24 protein-coding genes are annotated in these 21,067 nt (G+C 44.1%); 18 read left to right on the top strand and 6 right to left on the bottom strand.

The features are described 5' to 3' along the window. Positions 1-21 precede the first annotated feature (21 nt). Positions 22-978, bottom strand: coding sequence for an ABC transporter substrate-binding protein (locus ACIGG7_RS20470; protein ID WP_224944663.1), 957 nt, complete (start codon positions 976-978; stop codon positions 22-24). A 209-nt stretch (positions 979-1,187) separates the two neighbouring features. Here ACIGG7_RS20470 and ACIGG7_RS20465 point away from each other — a divergent pair, with 209 nt between their 5' ends. Genes ACIGG7_RS20465 through ACIGG7_RS20445 form a run of 5 tightly spaced genes read left to right on the top strand, consistent with a single transcriptional unit; the run spans position 1,188 to position 5,103 of the window. After that, a complete protein-coding gene (locus ACIGG7_RS20465) occupies positions 1,188-2,174 on the top strand; it encodes a FecCD family ABC transporter permease (RefSeq protein WP_224944660.1) in 987 nt (328 codons plus the stop codon). Between the two features lie 3 nt (positions 2,175-2,177). Beyond that, positions 2,178-3,233 (top strand): FecCD family ABC transporter permease, encoded by a 1,056-nt coding sequence (locus ACIGG7_RS20460; RefSeq protein ID WP_397550860.1) that lies wholly within the window; start codon positions 2,178-2,180, stop codon positions 3,231-3,233. A gap of 15 nt (positions 3,234-3,248) precedes the next feature. After that, positions 3,249-4,067 (top strand): ABC transporter ATP-binding protein, encoded by an 819-nt coding sequence (locus ACIGG7_RS20455; RefSeq protein ID WP_224944656.1) that lies wholly within the window; start codon positions 3,249-3,251, stop codon positions 4,065-4,067. Positions 4,068-4,096: 29 nt separating this feature from the next. Next, a complete protein-coding gene (locus tag ACIGG7_RS20450) occupies positions 4,097-4,819 on the top strand; it encodes an IucA/IucC family C-terminal-domain containing protein (RefSeq protein WP_397550859.1) in 723 nt (240 codons plus the stop codon). A 29-nt stretch (positions 4,820-4,848) separates the two neighbouring features. Next, on the top strand, positions 4,849-5,103 hold the full coding sequence (locus ACIGG7_RS20445; RefSeq protein ID WP_397550858.1) for a DUF2573 family protein: 255 nt from the start codon (positions 4,849-4,851) through the stop codon (positions 5,101-5,103). A gap of 344 nt (positions 5,104-5,447) precedes the next feature. Here ACIGG7_RS20445 and ACIGG7_RS20440 read toward each other — a convergent pair whose 3' ends face one another. Continuing rightward, the gene (locus tag ACIGG7_RS20440) at positions 5,448-5,732 is read right to left on the bottom strand and encodes a spore coat protein (protein ID WP_224945066.1); all 285 of its coding nucleotides are present in this window, start codon (positions 5,730-5,732) and stop codon (positions 5,448-5,450) included. 79 nt (positions 5,733-5,811) lie between these two features. Next, positions 5,812-6,069, bottom strand: a complete 258-nt coding sequence (locus ACIGG7_RS20435) for a hypothetical protein (RefSeq protein WP_397550857.1) — start codon at positions 6,067-6,069, stop codon at positions 5,812-5,814. A gap of 315 nt (positions 6,070-6,384) precedes the next feature. Here ACIGG7_RS20435 and ACIGG7_RS20430 point away from each other — a divergent pair, with 315 nt between their 5' ends. The 3 genes from ACIGG7_RS20430 (at position 6,385) to ACIGG7_RS20420 (ending at position 9,425) form a co-directional block, all read left to right on the top strand. Further along, positions 6,385-7,302, top strand: coding sequence for a proline dehydrogenase family protein (locus ACIGG7_RS20430; RefSeq protein WP_224944652.1), 918 nt, complete (start codon positions 6,385-6,387; stop codon positions 7,300-7,302). 66 nt (positions 7,303-7,368) lie between these two features. After that, positions 7,369-7,878: a GNAT family N-acetyltransferase gene (locus ACIGG7_RS20425; protein ID WP_397550856.1), complete on the top strand. Its 510-nt coding sequence runs from the start codon at positions 7,369-7,371 to the stop codon at positions 7,876-7,878. Between the two features lie 83 nt (positions 7,879-7,961). Next, the gene (locus tag ACIGG7_RS20420; RefSeq protein WP_397550928.1) at positions 7,962-9,425 is read left to right on the top strand and encodes a potassium/proton antiporter; all 1,464 of its coding nucleotides are present in this window, start codon (positions 7,962-7,964) and stop codon (positions 9,423-9,425) included. 29 nt (positions 9,426-9,454) lie between these two features. Here ACIGG7_RS20420 and ACIGG7_RS20415 read toward each other — a convergent pair whose 3' ends face one another. The 3 genes from ACIGG7_RS20415 to ACIGG7_RS20405 form a co-directional block, all read right to left on the bottom strand. Next, complete coding sequence (locus tag ACIGG7_RS20415) at positions 9,455-10,402, bottom strand: bile acid:sodium symporter family protein (RefSeq protein WP_397550855.1); 948 nt, start codon at positions 10,400-10,402, stop codon at positions 9,455-9,457. Positions 10,403-10,519: 117 nt separating this feature from the next. Further along, positions 10,520-11,146, bottom strand: coding sequence for a YczE/YyaS/YitT family protein (locus ACIGG7_RS20410; protein WP_224944648.1), 627 nt, complete (start codon positions 11,144-11,146; stop codon positions 10,520-10,522). A gap of 464 nt (positions 11,147-11,610) precedes the next feature. Beyond that, positions 11,611-11,748, bottom strand: a complete 138-nt coding sequence (locus tag ACIGG7_RS20405) for a YuzL family protein (RefSeq protein ID WP_079532050.1) — start codon at positions 11,746-11,748, stop codon at positions 11,611-11,613. 418 nt (positions 11,749-12,166) lie between these two features. On the opposite strand from ACIGG7_RS20405, the gene ACIGG7_RS20400 reads away from it, so the two are divergent. From ACIGG7_RS20400 to ACIGG7_RS20355, 10 genes are all read left to right on the top strand, one after another. After that, entirely contained in the window at positions 12,167-14,551 is a 2,385-nt protein-coding gene (locus ACIGG7_RS20400) for a 3-hydroxyacyl-CoA dehydrogenase/enoyl-CoA hydratase family protein (RefSeq protein WP_397550854.1), read from the top strand. Between the two features lie 37 nt (positions 14,552-14,588). Further along, positions 14,589-15,767: an acetyl-CoA C-acetyltransferase gene (locus tag ACIGG7_RS20395; RefSeq protein ID WP_397550853.1), complete on the top strand. Its 1,179-nt coding sequence runs from the start codon at positions 14,589-14,591 to the stop codon at positions 15,765-15,767. Between the two features lie 74 nt (positions 15,768-15,841). Next, entirely contained in the window at positions 15,842-17,626 is a 1,785-nt protein-coding gene (locus ACIGG7_RS20390) for an acyl-CoA dehydrogenase family protein (protein WP_224944636.1), read from the top strand. 120 nt (positions 17,627-17,746) lie between these two features. Next, positions 17,747-18,526 carry an SDR family NAD(P)-dependent oxidoreductase gene (locus tag ACIGG7_RS20385; protein ID WP_397550852.1) on the top strand — a complete coding sequence of 260 codons (780 nt, stop codon included), beginning with the start codon at positions 17,747-17,749 and terminating at the stop codon, positions 18,524-18,526. A 32-nt stretch (positions 18,527-18,558) separates the two neighbouring features. Beyond that, positions 18,559-18,861 carry an ArsR/SmtB family transcription factor gene (locus ACIGG7_RS20380; RefSeq protein WP_224944632.1) on the top strand — a complete coding sequence of 101 codons (303 nt, stop codon included), beginning with the start codon at positions 18,559-18,561 and terminating at the stop codon, positions 18,859-18,861. 111 nt (positions 18,862-18,972) lie between these two features. Further along, positions 18,973-19,329: an arsenate reductase family protein gene (locus ACIGG7_RS20375; protein WP_397550927.1), complete on the top strand. Its 357-nt coding sequence runs from the start codon at positions 18,973-18,975 to the stop codon at positions 19,327-19,329. Positions 19,330-19,458: 129 nt separating this feature from the next. Then, entirely contained in the window at positions 19,459-19,842 is a 384-nt protein-coding gene (gcvH, locus tag ACIGG7_RS20370; protein ID WP_201714209.1) for a glycine cleavage system protein GcvH, read from the top strand. A gap of 93 nt (positions 19,843-19,935) precedes the next feature. Continuing rightward, on the top strand, positions 19,936-20,172 hold the full coding sequence (locus ACIGG7_RS20365) for a YusG family protein (RefSeq protein ID WP_224944630.1): 237 nt from the start codon (positions 19,936-19,938) through the stop codon (positions 20,170-20,172). Positions 20,173-20,354: 182 nt separating this feature from the next. Then, positions 20,355-20,711, top strand: a complete 357-nt coding sequence (locus tag ACIGG7_RS20360; protein WP_224945063.1) for a toprim domain-containing protein — start codon at positions 20,355-20,357, stop codon at positions 20,709-20,711. A 5-nt stretch (positions 20,712-20,716) separates the two neighbouring features. Then, positions 20,717-21,025 carry a thioredoxin family protein gene (locus ACIGG7_RS20355; RefSeq protein ID WP_224945062.1) on the top strand — a complete coding sequence of 103 codons (309 nt, stop codon included), beginning with the start codon at positions 20,717-20,719 and terminating at the stop codon, positions 21,023-21,025. The last annotated feature ends 42 nt before the right edge of the window (positions 21,026-21,067 follow it).

Genomic DNA, 21,067 nt, shown 5'->3' with positions numbered 1-21,067 from the left:
CCCTTTCCAGCTTTCCTATGTTTATTCCTGATCTAAGAAATACTTCTCAATATCATCCAGCATTTGATTCGCTGCGATGACACCGCCTGCTGTATTCCAGATGGCATCGTCCACCTCAATGACGCGGTCTTGTTTCGCTACTTCAAGGTTTTGGAATAGAGGGTCGTTGATCCACTCGTCCGCCAGTTTATTCGCTTCACCATCGCCTGTTTCATAGGTGAAGTAGAATAAGACATCTCCATCCATTGCAGGGATGCGCTCTTTCGTTACACCCTTTTCAGCGAAGTCGTCTACATCTTGACCTTCAGGACGGGCAAATCCTAATTGATCCAGAATGACACCTGAGAACGAATCTTTATGGTAAATACGAACATCGCCTGCCAGGAAACGGACCATGGAAACTTGTTGATTCAGTTTATCTCCAAGCTTTCCTTTAATGTCTTCGATACGCTGATCATATTCACCGAGTACTTCTTTCCCTTTTTCTTCTTTATTTAATGCTTTCGCATACAATTCGAAGTTTTCTTTCCAGTCTCCACGAAGAGTTTCAGCCATTACCGTAGGAGCGATCTCCTTCAGCTGATTGTATTGTTCTTCCTGACGCATTTTGTTCCCGATGATCAGGTCGGGCTGAAGCTTCGCGATAGCTTCCATGTTTAGTTCGCTCTCTGTTCCGACTACCTCAACATCTTTCATGTCGTCGGCGATATGATCGTACCAAGGATCACCTGTCCAAGATTGAACGGCACCGACCGGTGTGACGCCCATTGAGAGAAGGGCTTCTGTACCTTCATTTGTAAGGATGACGACTTTCTTAGGTGTACCTTTGATTTCTGTCGTACCCATTGCATGTTCAACTGTATATGATTCTTCTTTTTTATCATTTTCTGCTGGCTCTGTTTCTTCTTTATTCCCGCAAGCCGCAAGAAATAGAAGGGTAGAGATGAGCAGGAAAGATAGTAAACTTCTTATTTTCATATGTAAATCCTCCTGATATGATTTTATCAATGATAATGATTATCATTTACACTCATTATAGTAGTTGAGAAGGTTTTCATTGTCAATACCTAATTGATAATGATTTTCAAAATCATTGACGCTACTATCAATCTTCTTTAAAATGGTAAGAGAAGAACTGAGCGTGATATTCCTTATGTAGTCACTAGGAATAGAAAGGTTAGCACATAATGAAAATTCAAAAACAACTCTTACTATTTATAGGTACATTCCTTTTCCTAATCCTGTGTATCGGCATCAGTATTGTATACGGATACACCGATACGTCATGGAAAACAGCTGTAGAGGCTTTTACCCATCCAACGGGATCGACTGAGCATATCGTTCTCCAGACAATTCGGTTACCAAGGGCCTTGATTGCCGCGACAGTGGGGGCATCCCTTGCGATTTCAGGAGTCCTGATGCAAACACTAACAAAGAATCCCCTCGCTTCTCCAGGGATATTCGGCATCAATGCCGGAGGGGCCTTTATGGTGGTCGTGGCGGTCACACTCTTTGGAGTAACCAATCTTCAGTCCTTTACGTGGCTCGCCTTTCTTGGAGCAGCTATTGCAGCTGTCGGGGTTTTCATCGTTAGTTCCGCGGGAGATAAAGGCCTGACACCAATGAAGTTGACGCTGGCAGGAGCGGCCATAACGGCGATGTTTTCTTCCTTTACACAAGGATTGCTGGTACTGAATGAGGCAGCGCTTGAGCAGGTATTATTCTGGCTGGCAGGGTCTGTTCAGGGTAGAAGTCTGGAAATATTGAATGGAGTCTTTCCTTATATCGTCGCAGGCTGGATTCTTGCTCTGCTGATTGCAGGCAAGATGAACATCTTGGCCATGGGGGAAGATGTGGCAAAAGGGCTCGGCCTGAAAACGACCTTGATTAAATTCCTTGCATTGGCGGTCGTCGTCCTGCTGGCAGGCGGTTCTGTCGCCGTTGCCGGTCCCATCGGGTTTATTGGGATTGTCATTCCCCATCTAGCCAGGAAAATCATCGGGGTGGATCATCGTTGGCTCATCCCCTTCTCGGGACTTCTTGGTGCGGTGTTGCTATTGGCCGCTGACGTTGGAGCCCGTTACGTCATCATGCCCCAGGAGGTGCCCGTTGGTGTCATGACTGCCATCATCGGCGCACCGTTCTTCGTGTATGTGGCAAGGAAGGGGTTTTAGCAGATGAATCGATTTATAGGTAAACGTTGGCTTAAAGACCGGGTATCCATGCTCGTAGATCTATCTGCCCTTAAGAAAGTGATCATCCTCGGCTTGATTACATTGGTTGTTCTTATTATAAGTACAGGGATAGGGGATATGAAAATCGCTCCATGGAAGGTGGTAAGTGTCTTCTTTGGAGGCGGGACAAGCTTGGAACATCTCGTGGTGACGTCATTCCGTCTTCCACGGATCATCATTGCACTCCTTGCAGGAATGGCACTGGCGGTTGCAGGGGGGATTCTTCAGGGAATGATCCGAAACCCTCTTGCTTCACCTGATATCATAGGGATCACCGGGGGGGCAGGAGCTGCAGTCGTCGCCTTTCTGACCCTCTTCAGTAACGACGACAATACATTGATGGTCAGTGTGAAATGGCTGCCTGTCGCTGCCTTTATCGGTGCGACAGTCATTGCCTTTCTCGTATACTTTTTAGCTTGGAGAAGGGGGGGATCTCCCGTCAGGCTCGTGTTGATCGGGATCGGGATATCAGCTTTAACCCAAGCCTTGACTACATTGCTTATGATCCTCGGACCGATTTACCGGGCGAGTCAGGCAAATATCTGGATCACCGGTACCGTGAACGGCTCAGATTGGCAGGATGTATGGATCTTACTTCCGTGGAGCTTGGTCTTTATCCTGTTAAGCTTCTTTATCACCCGTCAGTTGAATATACAGGAACTAGGCGAAGAAATTGCAACAAGTGTCGGAGGGAATGTCCAGCTTCAGCGCTTCTTCCTCCTCCTCATGTCAACGGCTCTCGTTGGTGGAGCGGTTGCCTTTGCAGGGGGGATCGGGTTTGTAGGACTGATGGCTCCTCATATGGCACGACGGATGGTCGGGTCTTCATTCGGGGCATTGCTTCCGACCGCAGCCTTGATCGGCGGGATTCTCGTCATGGTTGCGGACCTGATCGGGAGAACTTTGTTCCTGCCACTGGAAGTCCCGGCCGGTGTCTTTACGGCAGCGATCGGGGCACCGTATTTTATCTATCTGTTATTTAAAACAAGAAATTCTTAAAGGAGTTGGCCATAGATGAGTGACGCATTACAAACGAAGGATTTGACTCTATCTTACGGGGAACGGACGATTATTGACGAACTGAATATTAGCATTCCACAAGGGGAGATTTCGGTCTTTATCGGTGGAAACGGCTGTGGTAAATCGACCCTTCTCCGTTCCATCGCCCGATTGCTCAAACCGAAACAAGGATCGGTTTTATTGGATGGGGAGGCAATTTCTCGTTTATCAACGAAAGAAGTCGCTCGTAAAATGGCCATTCTCCCTCAATCCCCGACAGCTCCTGAAGGACTGACCGTCCTTCAGCTTGTCAAGCAGGGCCGCTATCCTCACCAAACCTGGTTGAAGCAGTGGTCACAGAAGGATGAAGAGATTGTGCAGAATGCACTGAAAGCGACGAAGATGGAGGAACTGCAGCATCGGAAAGTGGATGAACTTTCCGGCGGTCAGCGTCAGCGTGCGTGGATTGCCCTGACGCTTGCCCAGGATACAGACATTATTCTATTGGATGAACCTACGACATATCTTGATATGACCCATCAGATCGAGATCCTAGACCTCCTGTTCGAGTTGAATGAGAAGGAACAGCGTACCATCGTCATGGTTCTTCATGACCTGAATCTCGCCTGCCGATATGCCCATAATATCGTGGCAATCCGGGATAAGCAGATTTATGCCCAAGGGAAGCCTGAAGAGGTAATCAGCTGTGAACTCGTGAAGAATGTATTCGATATGGACTGCCAGGTATCAAGGGATCCATTATTCGGCACGCCATTATGTATCCCATTCGGGAAAGGGCGTTGCATCCTGAAGGACGCAGTTGAAACAGGATGAACTCCCTGACCGAGGAGCAAAGGGATGTCTTGAGGAAATACCGGGTTCATATGTCTCCCCCTGCCACAGAGGGAGTGGAAGCAAATTGTTTTCTTGACAGTGATGAGATGGGGGAGTATCTGTCTCGGCGTCGCTCCTTGATTGGCACCGAAGATCTTAAAGTGGCAGCGTCCTTATTTATGAAACGCTATGCTTTTGTATCGGCCATGGCATTACTGGCCATGACGTATTGGAATAAGAAATTGAATCTTACACCTGAAAACCTGATCATGGTCGATGGCGATAAAAATGGGCTATGGATGCCTCAATTTCACTTGAAGGATGCGTCGGTGATCGAGTTCACATCTCTTGAGGAAAAGGATGAGTTCATTCGATCCATCTTCGGGGACCACCTTGATCAAGTGATACAGTCATTAAAAAAAGCGACGAAGCTTTCAAACTTGATTCTATGGGAGAACATCGTCGTATATGTATTCTGGATATACGAGAATGACGACTTCCTCCTAAATGAAGGAATGAGGAATTGGCGAGACGACCAATTTCAGCGTCTTCTTTTAGATGAAAACAGCGGATGGTTCGGCAGGTACCAAACCAATCCACTGGCTATTTATTATAGTAGGAAAGTAAATGTAGAGGGTGTAACGGAGAAGGTTCGTGTCCGGAAAACATGTTGCTTCTCCTATAAATTGGAGAACGGGGAACAGTACCGTTGTAAAACATGTCCGCAAACCTGTCTAGTGAAAAAGTCTTGATTTTTTGTATTCACAAGGAGGTTATCCTAATGAAGGAACAATTCGATGCATTGATTGAAAAGTACACAGAGCTCTTAGTTGGTGAGACCGATCCCGAAAAGAAAGACATGGTGACACAATACGCTCTTTACTCATTCATCGCCAAAAACATGCCTGCCCTCGTGAAGCATTGGAATTCACTCTATCCTGAAGGCAAAGATGAAATGAAACGGATCGTCGGTGAGATCAAAGAGCTGAATGAGGCTCATCGAGCGGAAATGAGCAGGAGGAAGAATGAAGAGTAATGGTTTGTTGGTTTGAAAAGTACCCTTTTAATGAATAGAGGGTGCTTTTTTTATTGGATTTTGATTCATATGGGGAGGAGGAGAGAGCTTTTCAGTGAGTTTAGGAACGTATTACTAATATATGATGAATTTCAAAGTGGAAAGCATCGGCATCAGGGCTTTTATTTTCAATTTAGCTGTATTTATTTTCAAATCTCAGTTTTTATTTTCAAAAGTAACCCATTTATTTTCAAATCTCAACTTTTATTTTCAAAACGCCAAAAACCTCATGGAAGCTGCAAGCTCATACTCACCACACACTCTAATCCCATCAAAAAAAGGCAGACCAAAGTCTGCCTCCACAATTATTGAACCTGTCCACCATACCCATAAGGGAATTGACTGGAATACTGCTGGTGCTGCTGATAGGATTGCTGGATTTTTTGACTGTCGGCAGCTTCAAGCTTGTACCAGCCCTTACGGAACATTTCATTGTATAATTCACGCTGTGCATTTTGGGTTTCATTAAAGATGGTCAGGAGATCCTGATATAAGGCTTGATGACTCGCTTCATTCAAAGCCGTACAATAGGAAGCTGTCATATATTTTTCATGTGACAGAATATCCGTAATAAAGTCCCGGTCATTCATTTGTGGAGTTTCCGGCACTTGAGATTGTGGATTCTGAATTTTTTGCTGATTTGGTTGATTCACGTAAGAGGACTCCTTTCTACATCATGTTTTGATTGGTGGTGTTTAAATGGGCAAGCAGTTGCTGATAGTGACGCTGATGCATCTGGCCGCACTTATCCAGCTCAGCCTTGATGCTGGCATCCTGACAATGGGCTGCTGCAAAATGACACTTCTTCATGGCGGTCAGATTCCAGGCAAGCATGTCATTTAAATACAGTGAATCCTTCGTCGTAAGCATGTGTGGGGGCTGTGTATACGCTTGCTGCTGGCTCCCTTGTTGAGGTTGTTGTTGCATGTTCTCTTCCTCCTTTTCCATGTTTTCAATACCTCCTTCTTTGTGCCTGATGAATAGGTAATAATACCCTGTATACGGCAGGCTGAGAAAGCGGTATTATCATAGAGCAAAGTTTATTTTTCCTACGATTCACCAGTCTTATTCACGGATTGACAAATTTCGATAATATTCTACTAAGAAAGTATTGAAAGTATATTCAAAACGTTTAAAAGGTGATAAAATGTTGGTAAATAAATAGTATGAGCTTTTTCTTTTTTATCAATTAAGAAAACGGTTTCATAGTATGCTATATATGTTTTTCAGGGGGTAAGCAACATGGAGCAAGCAATGCGTAATTTCTTTTTATTCCTTTCAAAAAATAAGCCTATGACGAAACTTGCTAAGAAATATGGCCTGCGTTTTGGTGCCGGTCGGTTCGTTGCAGGGTCTTCCATCCTGCAGGCAGTTGAGGTTATTCGCGAGCTGAATAGTCAGAATCTTGTTGTAACGATCGACTATTTGGGAGAGTTTGTGGACAATGAGCGTGAAGCAAACGAAATGGCCCTTGAATGCGTAGAGGCTATTCGTGCAATCGGAAGAGAGAACCTTAAATCTCAACTATCCCTTAAGATGACATCGATGGGGCTGGATATTTCTGAAGAGGTTGTCATGAAGAACATGAGAATGATCCTTGAAGAAGCAACCAAACAGAACGTATTCGTTACCATTGATATGGAAGACTACTCCCGTTGTGGAAAGACCATTGATATTTTCACGCGTCTGAAGTCAGAGTATGATAATATCGGCACGGTCATTCAAGCCTATTTATATAGAACAGAAAAGGATATCGATGATTTGAATGCGTATTCCCCCAATCTGCGTCTTGTGAAAGGGGCTTATAAAGAGTCACCTGAAGTTGCGTTTCCCGAAAAGAAGGATGTAGACGATAATTTCAAAAAAATCATCAAGACTCATTTGTTGAATGGCAACTATACTGCCATCGCCACTCATGATGATGAGATGATCGAATATACGAAGAGACTCGTGGAAGAATATAAGATTCCACGTGATCAATTCGAGTTCCAAATGCTTTTTGGTATCCGTGTGGAGCGTCAGCATGAGTTGGTCAAAGAAGGCTACAAGATGCGCGTCTATGTTCCTTACGGTACTGACTGGTATGGTTACTTCATGAGAAGACTGGCGGAAAGACCAGCCAACGTCGCTTTTGTTCTAAAAGGGGTCATGAAGAAATAATAGTAAGTAAAAAGTAGACTCTATGGATGTTCATAGGGTCTTATTTATTTTTCGGGAGGCTGGAAAATGAGAATTGTTCCTTTTAGAGTGGAAGGGAAATACTTTAAGAAAATGATCCGGTTGTATTGCGATCTGTTCGAGGTAGATGGCTTAGGGATGGAAGTTCAGTTCAAACGTCATTCGACGTACCCCCTTTTTGAAGGATATCTGGCTATTATCAATGAACAAGTGGCAGGATATATTTATGGGTACTCTTCCCTGAAAGGTCAGTACTATCACGATTTACTCGCCCGTCATTTACGAACTGAACCAGAATGGATGAATCATTGCATGGAACTGGTTGAGCTTGGTGTCGATCCGAAACATAGGAGCAGGGGAATCGCGAAGCATCTGGTTGAACGATTATTGCAAAATCGAACAGAGGAAAAGGTCCTTCTGACGACGCGAAAAGATAATCATACAGCTATCGCCTTTTATCATAAAAGTGGCTTTAAAATCATTCGGGAGGGCTTCTATCCAAACGTACCCCACGAATATATCATCATGGGGAAGCATTTAGTAAAAACGGGACGATAGCAGGGACGCATAATAATTGTTACGTAATTCACAATGTTATATAATAATAGGGAAAAATCTTCATGAAAATAAGAGGAGATATGATGGAAATCACAATCGATAACTTGACCCTGCTGCTTGGCCTTTTACTATTGGTCGGTGTCATCACCGCTAAATTCTCCACACGCTTAGGCGTTCCCTCGCTGATTTTGTTTATCGTTGTGGGAATGGTCCTGAATACATACTTTTTCTTCGACAATGCCCCCATCACTCAATTCATCGGAACTCTTGCACTCATCATCATCCTGTTCGAAGGCGGTCTTCAAACAAAATGGGACAATGTGCAAAGCGTATATAAACCAGCCCTTTCACTGGCAACCATCGGAGTAGTCGTGACAACCGTTTCCATCGGAGTGGCGGCCAAATACATCCTCGGTGTGAGCTGGCTTGAAGGAATGTTGTTCGGGGCCATCGTCGGCTCAACCGACGCTGCCGCGGTGTTCTCGGTGTTGGGAAATAAGAACATCAAGCCGAAAATCTCATCCACACTGGAAGCGGAGTCCGGAAGCAATGACCCCATGGCGATTTTTTTGACAGTAGCATTTTTACAGCTGATTCAATTTCCCATGTTGAATCCTGCCAGCTTAATCCTAAGCTTCTTTTGGCAGATGGGAATGGGATTGGTGCTTGGTCTCGTGCTTGGAGTGGCTTCCGTCTGGATCATCAACCGAATCAATCTCGATTCATCAGGATTGTACCCGGTTTTATCCATTTCCTTGGCCATCTTTACGTATGCATTCACGAGCATACTGGAGGCGAGCGGACTGTTGGCTGTGTATATCATGGCAATCGTGGTGGGGAATAAGGAATTGACCTACCGTCACTCAATTGTCCGTTTCAATGAGGGATTTGCATGGATGATGCAAATCGTCATGTTCATCCTTCTGGGGTTACTGGTCTTTCCGCAACACCTTCCAGGGATTGCATGGCAGGGAATCGCACTTGCCATTTTATTGATTGTTGTAGCCAGACCACTTGGAGTCTATTTAAGCCTGGCACTGGCAAAGAGTTTCACCATAAAGGAAAAATTCTTCATCTCGTGGGCCGGATTAAAAGGGGCGGTCCCGATCGTATTGGCCACGTACCCCATGGTGGCGGGGATTGAAAACAATGAAGTACTCTTTAACGTCGTGTTCTTCGTCGTTCTCTTATCCGCTCTCATCCAAGGGACGACGATTTCTCCACTGGCAAATTACCTAAAGCTAGCTGGTGAAGAAAAGCCTCAGATCGCCCACAGCATTGAACTCGTATCGATAGGAAAGACAAACAATGAGATGCTTGAAGTGCTGATTAACGAGGACGCCTATATTACGAACAAGGCGATCAAGGAGATAAATCTTCCTGAAAAAACGTTGATCTCCGGAGTGATTCGCAGCAATGAGCTGATCACACCCATGGGGGATACCGTGATCAAGGCAGGAGATACCCTGTATGTACTCGCTGATAAAAGTCAGAGAAAACGCATCAATGAGATGCTTAATGCAAGACGGAAAGTGAGTATCACATAAAAAATGGACCAATGATTTGGTCCATTTTTTTATCCTTGATCTTTCATTTCTTTATGGTGAAATAAGAAACCGAATAATGAAGCAAGTACTTGCTGAAACAACATCCCGATCACCACGGGCACGGCAACGGGGGCAGGAAAGTAATGTACTGCAATGACCGCTCCTGCGCTGATATTTCTCATTCCTCCGGTAAACAGAAGGCTCGCTTTCGTTTCTCTCTCTTGATGGAGGAGGGAGGAAAGGAGCCAGGATAGAGCGAATCCGGATAGGGCGATGAAAAGGACGGCGCAAGCAATCAGGAGCAGCTTGCTGTCGATGTTTCTTAAATAGGGTGCGACAGCGGAGCTATTGATGGCCACAACCACACCGATGGCGATTTTAGCAAAAGGTGCAAGCTTTACGCCAAGGGTATCCTTGATCTTTCCTTTGGTAATCTGATTACATAGCATCCCGATAAGAGAAGGAATGACCACCATAAACAATAGGCCGATCATAATGTCCCCGATATTCATCTCGACTTTCTGGCCAACAAATAAAGTGAGACTGGCAGGTACAATGAAAGGCGACAGGATCGTATCGATTAGTATGATCGATAATGCCAAACCGATATTTCCTTTATAAATACTTACCCACACAAAGCTTGTGATCCCGGTTGGAATGACCATCGCAAGAATCAGTCCTGTAATGGTCAGGCCGTCCCCGTGGAAGACAAGATGCCCCACTCCAAATGCCCAAAGAGGCATGATGAGGTGGAGGATGAAAAGTGCCGATAACAGCGGCAGAGGATATATAAATGCTTTTTGCAGGGAACGGAAATTGGAACTGAGACTGCCCGAGAACGTCATAAAGGCAAACACCCAAGGCACTAGGAAGGTGAAGGGGGACAAGTGGCCGGCAAACAGCACACCAATCAGTACCGCTGATGGAGTGATAAAGGGCATCAGCTTTTCAAGTTGTGAATTAAGTGATTGCAGCATTGTAAAACGCTCCTACATTTGAAATCAATATCGTTTATCATATCACGTATGTGTGAGTCATTCTTTTAAATAAATTAAAAAAAGCAATCTTCCTTTAAGGTAGATTGCTTTTTTAGATCAGTCAGCAGAAACGGCTGCTTTCCCGATTGATTTTTTTTGAAAGAGTTGTTCGAATATAGGGAATGTGTATTGAACGACGAATCCCAATGTGAGCGTCACAATAATTGTACCGATCCCGATATCCCCTTTAAATAGGAATGCAAGAGAAAGGGCAAACCCTTCACTGATGATCCGGGAATTACGAAGGTTTAACCCGAATCGTGTATGGATCGCCACCATCAGTGTATCCATCGGACTTGCAGGAAACTTCGCCTGCAGATAAATAGCAATTCCAAGCCCCATAGTTAAAATCCCCGAAACAAGTGCAAACATTTGATTGATCAACATTTCTGGGGCGTAGTTGTTAAAGACAACCAGTAACCAAAAATCGATTAACATTCCAATGAGAAGAATTGATCCAGCTGCTAATACATCAGGCTTTTTCTTCATAATAAGGGCGTTCAGGCCAATCAAAACAATCCCGTTAATAAAGACGGCAGTCCCCACTGTGATTCCAAACATATTCGATTCACCGACCGCCAGGGCATCCCATGCTGAGGCACCAAGGCCGGACTTTATAATAAGGGCAACCCCCATCGTTAAAATGAAAAGCCCAATTGTAAAGTATAGTAATCTTTGCTTCATCCACATAATCTCCTTATCTGTAAACGTTATCATTCAAATACTAAAAAAACAGACGAGCCACTTTAATTGTTAGTTGTGTTTTAAAGTAGGAGGTCTGACGTCTTCAAATTGATAATAATAGTTTACTTCAAAACGATCGGGAAGGCAAAGTTAATTTTTGTATGGGGAGGAGGTAATGAATCGGGGCAGTTCGTGTGACTGCAGCTAAAGGTATAAAGAAGTAGGGAGGTGATATTGAGAAAGCGGATGATGGTTGATTGCGGGATTTGTGGAACGGTCGATATATTGAAAATAAGGTTGATAAAATGAAAGAACGGTTGATAAATCCAAATGAGAGTCGATAAATTCCGATAAAGGTCGATAAAACAAAATATCGGTTCATAAACTCCGCCAGCCCCATACCCCTATAACAAATAACAAACAGCACCCGATCATACCTCATCAGGTGCCGTTTCCAAACTATCCTATGGTTGCTTCTTAAATTGATTGTTTTGACTGTTTCGTTTGCCGCCGCCGTCCATCTCAACCGTAGGACCGGCGTCCCCCTTCACACTCGCTGCACTAACCCCAGCCTTAGAAGGATTCTTCTTCTGCTTCGCCATCACAAACACCTCCATCCCTAACATTCCCGGATCTCCAATGAAATATGAGGGACGGACCTCCAAATCTTATCGTAATTGATGGGTAAATCGTTTGAAAATCCCTCTATAATAGGCTTTTTAGTAATGGAAATGGTCTTCTACCTAAGGTCCGTCCCTCTAATATCCTCATATATTATAGGAGACAATGGTTTTTTCTTGTCTTCGTCACGGGGGTGTGGGTGTTTGAATAGGCTGGATTAGACGAATGCCCACAATGGTGTGGTGAACTATAGTGAATTTTTTGTAAATTTAACGTTTAAATATTGCGATATTTTAGAATATCCGATATATTAGATGTAACAGGAACTCATTCGAGTCTTTTTTTTAAGTGAAAAATGAATGAGTATTCATTCAAAGTGTGTATAAGGGGGAAATACCATTGGTTCGTAGAATTCAGAAAGCCGCAGTGTTAGGATCAGGAGTCATGGGTTCAGGAATAGCCGCTCATCTTGCAAATATAGGCATCCCGACAATGTTATTAGATATCGTACCTAGAGAATTGACCGACGAACATAAAGCAAAAGGACTGACAGAAGAGAGCAAGGCGTTTCGTAATCAATTTAGTGAAAACGCTTTAAAAAAGCTCTTTAAACAAAAACCGGCGCCACTTACATCGAAACAGAATGCTTCTCTTATTACGGCAGGGAACTTCGAAGATGATCTTCAGCATATCGGTGATTGTGACTGGGTGATCGAGGTAGTCGTAGAGAACCTGGACATTAAGAAGAAAGTGTTCGAGCAAGTGGAGCGTTACCGTAAACCGGGAAGCATCATCAGTTCGAATACATCAGGGATTTCAATCGAGGCCATGTCAGAAGGAAGAAGCGATGACTTCCAGAAGAATTTCTTAGGAACACATTTCTTCAACCCGCCAAGATACTTGAAACTTCTTGAAGTGATTCCGACAAAGAAGACGGATCCGGAAGTCGTAAGCTTTATGAAAACATTCGGTGAAGATGTACTCGGTAAAGGTGTTGTCATGGCGAAGGATACGCCAAACTTCATTGCCAACCGAATCGGAACATATGGATTATTGGTCACGGTGCAGGAAATGTTGAAAGGCGGATACTCTGTCGGGGAAGTCGATTCCATTACAGGACCGGTGATCGGAAGACCGAAAAGTGCCACATTCCGTACGCTTGATGTTGTCGGACTGGATACTTTCGCTCATGTTGCCAAAAATGTGTACGACCAAGTGGAAGGCGAAGAGCAGAAGGTATTCGAAGTACCGGCCTTCATGCAGAAAATGCTTGAAAATGGCTGGCTTGGAAGTAAGAGCGGACAGGGATTCTTCTTGAAAAAAGGAAAAGAAATCCTGGAACTCAATCCTGAAACGATGGATTATCAGCCACGTCAAAAGCTGAAAACCGCTTCACTTGAAATGGCGAAAAACGAAAAAGGCTTAAAAAATAAATTGAAATCACTTGTCTACGCAAAAGACCAGGCGGGTAGCCTCCTTTGGAATATCGTGTCTCCGGTCTTACTCTATTCAGCACAGCTCCATGGTGAGATCGCTGATGACATCGTAGGTATCGATCAGGCCATGAAGTGGGGCTTCGGTTGGGAAATGGGACCATTCGAAACGTGGGATGCGATAGGTGTTGAAAAATCGGTTACCCGCATGAAGGAAGAAGGTCTCACAGTACCGCAGTGGGTGGAAACGATGCTTTCAGAAGGTCACGCCACTTTCTATAAAGAAGAAAATGGTGAGCGTTACTTCTATCACAATGGAGACTATCAGCTTGTAGAACGGAATCCGAAGGCACTTGACTTAAAGGCACTGAAGAACGCCGGAAAGCTGATTAAAAAGAACTCAGGAGCAAGCCTGATCGACATCGGGGACGGAATCGCCCTTCTTGAATTCCATTCTCCTAATAACGCGATTGGAATGGATATCACGCAAATGATCAATTTTGCCGTTGATGAAGTGGAGAAGAACTATAAAGGACTCGTCATCGGAAATCAAGGCAAGAACTTCTGTGTTGGAGCGAATCTTGCAATGATCCTCATGGAAGCACAAGATGATAACGTCTTTGAAATCGATATGGTCGTACGCCACTTCCAGCAGGCGATGATGAAGATTAAATATTCATCTAAACCGGTTGTTGCGGCACCATTCGGGATGACATTAGGCGGAGGAAGCGAAGTCTGCTTACCGGCTGCCCACATCCAGGCGTCCATGGAAACGTACATGGGCTTAGTCGAAGTCGGAGTAGGATTGATCCCTGGTGGAGGCGGAAACAAAGAGCTTTATATGAAGCACTTAGCCAATCTGCCGAATGGAGTGGAATTCGATCTTCAGAAGGTAGCCAATAAAGTATTTGAAACGATTGCCATGGCAAAGGTATCAACGTCTGGTGATGAAGCAAGGGACAATAACTTCCTAAATAAAGCAGATGGAGTTAGCGTAAACAATGATCATCTGTTATTTGATGCAAAGCAAGCTGCTTTAAGCCTGTACGAAGCCGGCTACTCAGCACCGATCCGTAGAAAAGTTCCAGTTGTAGGTGAAACAGGGTATGCGACTCTGCTATTGGGAGCTCAGTCCATGTTCCAATCAGGCTTCATTTCAGAACATGATCTGATGATCGCGAAGAAGCTAGCATTCGTAATCGCAGGTGGTAAAGTACCATACGGCACGGAAGTAGACGAACAATACCTCTTGGATCTTGAAAGAGAAGCGTTCCTTAGCCTTGTGGCTCAGCCGAAATCTCAGCAACGTATGCAGCACATGCTTGTAAAAGGAAAACCATTACGCAACTAATTAGCGTTTATATCATATGAGAAAGCGGGGGAATATCATGCGCGAAGCAGTCATTGTTGCTGGTGCAAGAACACCAGTCGGAAAATCTCGAAAAGGTTCACTGGCTCAGGTAAGACCAGATGATCTTGGAGCACTTGTAGTAAAAGAAACCCTCAAGCGGGCAGGGAATTATGAAGGCAACATCGATGATTTGATCATCGGGTGTGCGATGCCGGAAGCAGAACAGGGGTTGAATATGGCTCGGAATATAGGTGGCCTTGCAGGTCTGCCTGATTCTGTTCCGGCGATCACCATCAATCGGTACTGTTCATCTGGATTACAATCCATTGCTTATGCCGCAGAGAAAATCATGCTCGGTCACTCAGATACGGCCATCGCAGGTGGAGCAGAATCCATGAGCCTTGTTCCTATGATGGGACATGTGGTCCGTCCGAACGCGAAGCTTGCTGAAAATGCTCCTCAATATTATATGAGCATGGGGCACACAGCTGAGCAGGTGGCAACGAAGTTCGGTGTTTCCCGTGAAGATCAGGATGCCTTTGCAGTGAGAAGTCATCAAAAAGCAGCCAAAGCCATCGCTGAAGGGAAATTCGATGATGAAATCGTACCGGTCGATGTCCTCCATCGTTCAGTGAACGGAGATAATAAGCTGGTAGAGAAAGCTTTCCAATTTTCAAAAGATGAAGGTGTCCGAGCAAAAACCAGCTCAGAGGTTCTGGCGAAGTTACGTCCTGCGTTTAACGTAAAGGGTTCTGTAACAGCGGGTAACTCATCCCAAACAAGTGACGGTGCGGCAGCGGTCATGGTGATGGATCGCGAAAAGGCAGGTTCATTAGGACTTCAGCCAATGGCGAAATTTAGAAGTTTCGCAGTTGCAGGAGTACCACCGGAAATCATGGGGATCGGCCCGGTTGAAGCAATTCCACGGGCACTGAAGATGGCTGGACTTGAACTATCGGATATCGGGTTGTTTGAACTGAACGAAGCCTTTGCTTCTCAATCCATCCAGGTCATCCGTCAGTTGGGATTAGACGAAGAAAAAGTAAACGTAAACGGTGGGGCCATCGCTCTCGGTCATCCTCTGGGCTGTACCGGCGCGAAGCTTACCCTTTCACTTGTACATGAAATGAAACGCAGAAACCAGCAATTCGGTATCGTCACCATGTGCATCGGAGGCGGAATGGGAGCAGCCGGCGTATTTGAATTAATAGGTTAATAGAGGAGGGACGGACCTCTCATTACGAGGCCTTCCCAACTCCTTCAAAATAAACAATTTTAGGGGGATTCGAAATGGCGAATCAAACAGAAAAGCTAATCAAAGGCGGAAGTTTTTTAATTGAAGATGTAAGCTTTGAGCAAGTGTTCACTCCGGAAGATTATTCCGATGAGCAGAAGATGATCGCGAAAACGACGGAAGATTATGTTCTGAATGAAGTTGTGCCTGTTATTGACAACTTGGAAAATCATGAGTTCGATCATTCTGTACGCCTTTTAAAAGAAGCTGGAGATCTTGGTCTTCTTGGAGCGGATGTACCTGAAGAGTATGGCGGATTGGGACTTGATAAAGTAAGCTCGGCTTTGATTGCTGAAAAAATGTCACGTGCGGGCGGATTCTCGATCTCTCACGGTGCACATGTTGGTATCGGCTCTCTTCCAATCGTTTTATTCGGTAACGAAGAACAGAAGCAGAAGTATCTTCCTGCATTGGCGACCGGTGAAAAATTAGCGGCTTACGCATTGACAGAGCCAGGCTCAGGGTCTGATGCCCTTGGTGCAAAGACGACAGCTAAACTGAACGCAGAAGGTACCCACTACATTTTAAATGGGGAAAAACAGTGGATCACAAACTCTGCATTTGCCGATGTATTCGTGGTTTATGCGAAGATTGATGGAGAGCATTTCTCAGCCTTCATCGTTGAAAAAGAGTATCCTGGTGTGTCAACAGGCCCTGAAGAAAAGAAAATGGGAATCAAGAGTTCATCGACTCGTACACTAATCCTTGAGGATGCGGAAATCCCGGTTGAAAACCTTCTTGGTGACGCCGGTAAAGGTCATATCATTGCCTTCAACATCTTAAACATCGGACGCTACAAATTAGGGGTAGGGGCTGTTGGAGCAAGTAAGCGTGCTTTAGAAGTGACGGCTCAATACACCAATCAGCGTCAGCAGTTCAAAACACCAATTTCAAGCTTCAACTTAACGAAAGAAAAGCTTGCAACGATGGCGTCTAAATTATACGCAGCGGAAAGCTCCGTTTACCGTACAGTTGGATTGTTTGAGGATCGTATGAGCAAGCTTACGGATGAAGAAGTGAAAAACGGCACTGAAGTGGCAAAATCCATTGCGGAATACGCAATCGAGTGTTCATTAAATAAATTCTTTGCTACGGAAGTACTGGATTATGTAGTGGACGAAGGCGTTCAACTTCACGGTGGATACGGCTTCATGCAAGAGTATGAAATTGAAAGAATGTACCGTGACTCACGCATCAACCGTATCTTTGAAGGAACGAATGAAATCAACCGACTTCTGGTACCGGGCACATACCTTCGTAAAGCGATGAAGGGTGAGCTTCCATTACTTCAAAAAGCACAGGCACTTCAAGAAGAATTGATGATGTTAATGCCTGAAGAAGTAGGCGATGAGCCACTTGCACAAGAAAAATACCTTGTGAAAAACGCGAAAAAAATCGGCTTGATGCTGGCTGGATTGGCAGCTCAGAAGTTTGGTAAAGCCCTTGATAAAGAGCAGGAAATCCTGGTGAACATTGCAGATATCGTTTCTAACGCATACGCAATGGAATCCGTAGTCCTGAGAACCGAAAAAGCCATTGAAAAAGGTGGAGTGGAGAAAGCGAAGCAAAAGCTTCTTTACACTCAAATCTTCTGTCAAGAAGCATTCAATGAAATCGAACAACATGCCAAAGAAACACTTGTCGCAACGGAAACAGGTGACACATTACGCATGATGCTTTCAGCACTTCGTAAATTCACCCGCCACACACCGATCAACGTGATCGCAGTGAAGCGTGAAGCATCAGTCAAACTGATCGACGCAGAAAAATATGCACTGTAAGTAAGTCAGGGACGGACCTTCGAAACGGAGGTCCGTCCTTTTTTTATTTGACAACGGCGCTGCATTAAATTATTATATGTTTAAACATTTAAACATATCAAGATAAGGTGGTTAGCATAGATGAATAAAACCGTTTTAATAACAGGTGCTTCCAGCGGCATCGGTCTGAACTTCAGTCATAAGTTTGCACAATCAGGTCATGATGTGATTTTGGTAGCACGAAGTGAAGGGAAACTCCGGACATTATCAGAAGAAATCGAGACGAAATATGCTGTGAAGACGTATGTGTTTACGGCGGACCTTTCAAAGCCTGAAGCTTCAAAAGAATTGTATGAGTCCATTAAGGAGAAGGGGATTCAAGTGGATATCCTCATCAATAATGCCGGATTCGGTTTGTTTGGAGAATTCGAAGAAACGGAGCTATCGAAAGAACTGGATATGATTCAAGTGAATATAACAGCTTTAACAGAGCTATGTAAGTATTTTGGAAAAGAAATGGTGAACCGGAAAGAGGGAAGAATCCTAAATGTTGCATCGACTGCTGCGTTCCAGCCGGGACCGCTGATGGCAGTTTATTATGCAACGAAAGCCTATGTCCTGTCCCTATCAGAAGCACTCGCCAACGAGTGGGCACCACACGGGGTGAGGGTGGCGGCTTTATGTCCTGGTGCCACTGAGACGGGATTCAGTGATGCTTCAGAACTTCAGTCTTCCAAGCTCTTTCAATCAGGCGTAATGAACGTGGAAGATGTGGTGGAGGAAGGGTATAAGCAAATGATGACCAATAATAAAACGGTGATCGTCACAGGGGTGAAAAATCGAATGCTTACCAAGTCCATCCGATTCTTACCGCGTAAAATGGTCACTAATATTGTTCGAAAGGTACAAGAACGGGTATAATTGATAGTGAATGAGTTTGAAGGGAGAAGACTATGGGTCAAAAAGCAATTGATACATTTCGTGCTTGTATACCATTATTTCAAGCACTGAGTGATCCTTATCGTCAGGACATAATATTACTTCTTGCCGAACAAGAACCTCTTACGGTCAATCAGATAACTGAAAATCTGACCTTATCCCGTCCTGCAGTGTCTCATCATTTGAAAATCTTGCGGGACCAGCAATTAGTATCATTAGAACAAAAAGGAACGCAGCGATTCTATTCTCTTGAATTGGACAATGCAACCGTGCTCCTCAAAGAATTGGTCGAAACCGTAGAAACACAATGCGGGTAAAGTTTCCGAAAAGAAGGATACGAACGGATATTGTCGAATGTAAGAAATAGATTCGCGTAACTTGGACGGGGATATTCCCCGTCTCAGATTAAATGGAAAGGTGGTGGAATGATGTCGTTGACTTTTTATTCTTATCCGAAATGCGGTACATGCCGCAAAGCGAAAAAATGGCTCGAAGATCAAGGAATCGCCATGAATGAAATACATATTGTAGAGAACCCGCCGTCTAAGGAAGAACTTAAGAGCCTCTTCCAAAAGAGCGGATTCCCTCTCAAAAAATTCTTTAACACAAGTGGAAAAAAGTATCGTGAATTGGGCTTGAAAGATAAAGTGAATTCAGCCTCTGATGATGAATTGCTAGAAATTCTTTCCTCAGACGGTATGCTGATCAAGCGTCCGATCACAACGGATGGAAAAAAGGTGACTGTAGGCTTTAAAGAAGAAACTTTCGAAGATACCTGGAAGTAAATCGGGGTCCGGTACCTACCAAATAATAGATAATGAAAAAGTTTCATGATTCATACTTGGTTTTCTTGCTTTTTCAATGAAAAGTGTGTCAATATTAGGTTGTATAACTAGCATTTGGAGGGATAGAGAATGAGTACACCGAAAGAACTTCGTTATTCAGAAGAACACGAGTGGGTCAAGGTTGAAGGGGAAAATGTACGCGTAGGAATCACATCATTTGCACAATCTGAACTGGGCGATATCGTATTCGTCGAGTTACCTGAGGTTGGCGATGAAATCAAAGCAAACGAGCCATTCGGCAGTGTTGAATCGGTTAAGACCGTTTCTGAGCTATATGCCCCTGTATCAGGTAAGGTGGTAGAAGTGAATGAAGAGCTGTCGGACAGCCCTGAGTTCGTAAACGAATCACCTTATGAAAAGGCATGGATGGTCGTTGTTGAACCTTCAGATGCTGGAGAAGTAGACAAGCTAATGACGGCTGAACAGTATGATGAAATGATCAATGAAGGATAATAACTGCCAGGGCACCTTGAGGATTTCTCAAGGTGTTTTGTTTTTCTTTTTGGGCACCATAGGAGTACGCGTATAAAGAAAGGATGAATACTCATGGTGCTTGAACCAAGGAAATTAGATGTAACAAACAGAGTCACCGGCAGGCTGAATAATGGTGAGGTTGAATTATTCCTGGATAATCAGCGAATCGGCAAAATGGCCTTGCCTCTTGATGGGATCACTATGGAACCGAACTTTGAAGCAAGGGAAAATAAAATTTATCAAAGCTACACATCCACAGAAGGGCATGAAGCAAGGTACACGGATTGTGATGAAGGTGGATGGTGTTAAATGTATAAAGTGCCAGATCCGTTTAAGGATCTGGCACTGTTTCCATAATCGAATACTGCAGGCAAACCTCTTGCACTATTTTTTATAAACATGAGAAAATATAAGTAGAAAGTGGACATCATATCTTGTTATCTGAATATACTATCCTAATCTTATTTCTGAAAGATAAGGTGATGATCATGATGGAACTTGACGAAAAAGTAATCATCGTTGAAGGGACAACCGATAAACGAAAAGTAAAAGACATTATTAAAGAACCGATTGAAATTATCTGCACAAATGGAACGATCAGCATCACAAAGATGGACGAACTGATCGACGAGTTGTTTGAAAGGGATGTATATATCCTGGTTGATGCTGATGATGCTGGGGAAAAATTACGTAAACAATTCAAGCGTGAATTTCCAGAAGCCGAACACCTATACATTGACCGGATGTATAAAGAAGTGGCTGCAGCGCCTGAATATCATCTTGCCTCTGTTTTGATCGGAGCAAACATTGATGTGCATAAAGAATATCTAGGAAAAAGGATGATCTAGTTTTGATGGAGGTAAGCAGTACCGAAGCATTAAACCAAGCAATCGATGAACATACGTTAGAAGCCGTTTACCTTTATACACCAATGTGTGGTACATGCCAAGTGGCTGGAAGAATGATGGATGTCGTAGAGAAACTTCCTCAATCCTATCATTTTGTGAAAGCCAATTTAAACTATTTACCCGAATTTGCAGAGAAGCAATCCATTGAGAGTGTACCCTGCCTGCTCCTCTTAAAGGATGGTGTGGAACAGGAAAGGATCTATGCCTTTCAATCCGTTCCGTTTTTATATGAAACCCTCGTTAAGAACGCTTAGAGGGGATTAGAGACCTTTTATTTGAAGAGGTCTTTTTGTTTT

The organism is Rossellomorea sp. NPDC077527 (genome assembly GCF_044542955.1).
Classification (GTDB): Bacteria; Bacillota; Bacilli; order Bacillales; family Bacillaceae_B; genus Rossellomorea; species Rossellomorea aquimaris_E.
This window is presented reverse-complemented; position numbering and strand designations above follow the sequence as displayed.

What these genes read in the sequence shown, in the direction of transcription:
- ACIGG7_RS20470 (WP_224944663.1), bottom strand. Translation starts at nt 978, where the DNA reads ATGAAAATAAGAAGTTTACTATCTTTCCTGCTCATCTCTACCCTTCTA.
- ACIGG7_RS20465 (WP_224944660.1), top strand. Translation starts at nt 1,188, where the DNA reads ATGAAAATTCAAAAACAACTCTTACTATTTATAGGTACATTCCTTTTC.
- ACIGG7_RS20460 (WP_397550860.1), top strand. Translation starts at nt 2,178, where the DNA reads ATGAATCGATTTATAGGTAAACGTTGGCTTAAAGACCGGGTATCCATG.
- ACIGG7_RS20455 (WP_224944656.1), top strand. Translation starts at nt 3,249, where the DNA reads ATGAGTGACGCATTACAAACGAAGGATTTGACTCTATCTTACGGGGAA.
- ACIGG7_RS20445 (WP_397550858.1), top strand. Translation starts at nt 4,849, where the DNA reads ATGAAGGAACAATTCGATGCATTGATTGAAAAGTACACAGAGCTCTTA.
- ACIGG7_RS20440 (WP_224945066.1), bottom strand. Translation starts at nt 5,732, where the DNA reads ATGAATGACCGGGACTTTATTACGGATATTCTGTCACATGAAAAATAT.
- ACIGG7_RS20435 (WP_397550857.1), bottom strand. Translation starts at nt 6,069, where the DNA reads ATGCAACAACAACCTCAACAAGGGAGCCAGCAGCAAGCGTATACACAG.
- ACIGG7_RS20430 (WP_224944652.1), top strand. Translation starts at nt 6,385, where the DNA reads ATGGAGCAAGCAATGCGTAATTTCTTTTTATTCCTTTCAAAAAATAAG.
- ACIGG7_RS20425 (WP_397550856.1), top strand. Translation starts at nt 7,369, where the DNA reads ATGAGAATTGTTCCTTTTAGAGTGGAAGGGAAATACTTTAAGAAAATG.
- ACIGG7_RS20420 (WP_397550928.1), top strand. Translation starts at nt 7,962, where the DNA reads ATGGAAATCACAATCGATAACTTGACCCTGCTGCTTGGCCTTTTACTA.
- ACIGG7_RS20415 (WP_397550855.1), bottom strand. Translation starts at nt 10,402, where the DNA reads ATGCTGCAATCACTTAATTCACAACTTGAAAAGCTGATGCCCTTTATC.
- ACIGG7_RS20410 (WP_224944648.1), bottom strand. Translation starts at nt 11,146, where the DNA reads ATGAAGCAAAGATTACTATACTTTACAATTGGGCTTTTCATTTTAACG.
- ACIGG7_RS20405 (WP_079532050.1), bottom strand. Translation starts at nt 11,748, where the DNA reads ATGGCGAAGCAGAAGAAGAATCCTTCTAAGGCTGGGGTTAGTGCAGCG.
- ACIGG7_RS20395 (WP_397550853.1), top strand. Translation starts at nt 14,589, where the DNA reads ATGCGCGAAGCAGTCATTGTTGCTGGTGCAAGAACACCAGTCGGAAAA.
- ACIGG7_RS20390 (WP_224944636.1), top strand. Translation starts at nt 15,842, where the DNA reads ATGGCGAATCAAACAGAAAAGCTAATCAAAGGCGGAAGTTTTTTAATT.
- ACIGG7_RS20385 (WP_397550852.1), top strand. Translation starts at nt 17,747, where the DNA reads ATGAATAAAACCGTTTTAATAACAGGTGCTTCCAGCGGCATCGGTCTG.
- ACIGG7_RS20380 (WP_224944632.1), top strand. Translation starts at nt 18,559, where the DNA reads ATGGGTCAAAAAGCAATTGATACATTTCGTGCTTGTATACCATTATTT.
- ACIGG7_RS20375 (WP_397550927.1), top strand. Translation starts at nt 18,973, where the DNA reads ATGTCGTTGACTTTTTATTCTTATCCGAAATGCGGTACATGCCGCAAA.
- gcvH (WP_201714209.1), top strand. Translation starts at nt 19,459, where the DNA reads ATGAGTACACCGAAAGAACTTCGTTATTCAGAAGAACACGAGTGGGTC.
- ACIGG7_RS20365 (WP_224944630.1), top strand. Translation starts at nt 19,936, where the DNA reads ATGGTGCTTGAACCAAGGAAATTAGATGTAACAAACAGAGTCACCGGC.
- ACIGG7_RS20360 (WP_224945063.1), top strand. Translation starts at nt 20,355, where the DNA reads ATGGAACTTGACGAAAAAGTAATCATCGTTGAAGGGACAACCGATAAA.
- ACIGG7_RS20355 (WP_224945062.1), top strand. Translation starts at nt 20,717, where the DNA reads ATGGAGGTAAGCAGTACCGAAGCATTAAACCAAGCAATCGATGAACAT.